The sequence below is a fragment of the Marinobacter segnicrescens genome, from assembly GCF_900111555.1.
In the GTDB taxonomy this organism is placed as follows: domain Bacteria; phylum Pseudomonadota; class Gammaproteobacteria; order Pseudomonadales; family Oleiphilaceae; genus Marinobacter; species Marinobacter segnicrescens.
The window spans coordinates 1-1269 of the sequence record NZ_FOHZ01000078.1; the positions used below are offsets into that span (position 1 = coordinate 1).

1 protein-coding gene is annotated in these 1269 nt (G+C 55.6%); it reads left to right on the forward strand.

Annotated elements, in window-relative coordinates:
- Window positions 1–68 precede the first annotated feature (68 nt).
- Window positions 69–1201, forward strand: a protein-coding gene (locus BM036_RS19695; RefSeq protein ID WP_245742758.1) for an IS3 family transposase whose coding sequence is annotated in 2 segments (ribosomal slippage) — window positions 69–351 and window positions 351–1201 — 1134 coding nt in all. Because the reading frame shifts where the segments join, the coding sequence is not laid out codon by codon here.
- Window positions 1202–1269 lie beyond the last annotated feature (68 nt).

The following is a 1269-nucleotide window of genomic DNA, read 5'->3' on the forward strand; positions in this document are numbered from 1 at the left end:
TGAAGTGGACCCCGAAATTTGGACAGGTGCCTAAGCTCTGATTCATCATCTCCACAAGGAGGAGAATCATGAGCAAGAAACGCAAGCAATACAGCCCATCGTTCAAGTCCAAAGTTGCCCTAGCCGCCCTCAAGGGTGACCAGACCACATCTGAAATTGCCGCCCGGTTCCAGATTCATCCGACCATGGTTAGCACCTGGAAACGCGAGTTGTTGGAGAATGCTCCGGACCTCTTCGAAGGCAAAAAAAGGTCCGGCAAACAGTCCAACGAGCCCAGTTCTGACGAACTCTACCGCGAGATCGGCCGACTGACGGTGGAACGCGATTTTTTGTCGCGCAAGCTCGATCAGTAAGCCGTCAACGCCGGTTGGCGATGATCGAGCATGGTCATCCCCAAGTCAGCATTGTGCGCCAGTGCGAGTTGCTCAAACTGAGCCGCTCGTCGGTGTACTACGTCCCTCGTGAACAGTGTCAGGAGGATCTGGATCTGATGTACCTGATTGACCAGCAGCATCTGGAAACGCCGTACTATGGCTCTCGTAAGATGCGAGTCCATCTGGAGCGCAAAGGCCACCTGATAAACCGCAAGCGGGTTCAGCGCCTAATGCGCACCATGGGCATTCAGGCGGTGTATCCACGCCCCAGAACCAGCATTCCGGGCGACGGGCACAAAGTTTATCCGTACCTGCTCAAAGGGCTGAAAATCGACCGCCCCAACCAGGTGTGGGCAACGGATATTTCGTACGTGCCGCTGGCCCGAGGCTTCATGTATTTGGTCGCCATTATCGACTGGTACAGCCGTAAGGTGCTGTCCTGGCGGGTCTCCAATACCATGGACACAGACTTCTGCATCGATGCCCTGGAGGAAGCCCTACAGCGCCATGGAACGCCGGAAATCTTCAATACTGATCAAGGTGCCCAGTTCACCAGTGAGGCCTTCACAGGCGCTCTCAAGGAGCATGGCATTCGGATCAGCATGGACGGCAAGGGCTGCTATCATGACAACATCTTCGTGGAACGGCTCTGGCGCAGCGTCAAGCACGAGTGCGTCTACCTCACAGCCTTCGAGGATGGACGCCACTTGAAGCAGGCGCTCCACCGGTACTTCCGGCATTACAATCAGGCCCGGTACCACCAAACCCTTGATTACCAAACACCGGATGAGGTGTACTACCAACAACCCATGACCCTGGCAGCTTGAGCCGGGAATACAGCCGGATCAGAGCTTAACTGCACCTTCAGGCTGTCCAACTGATGGGGTCCACCTCA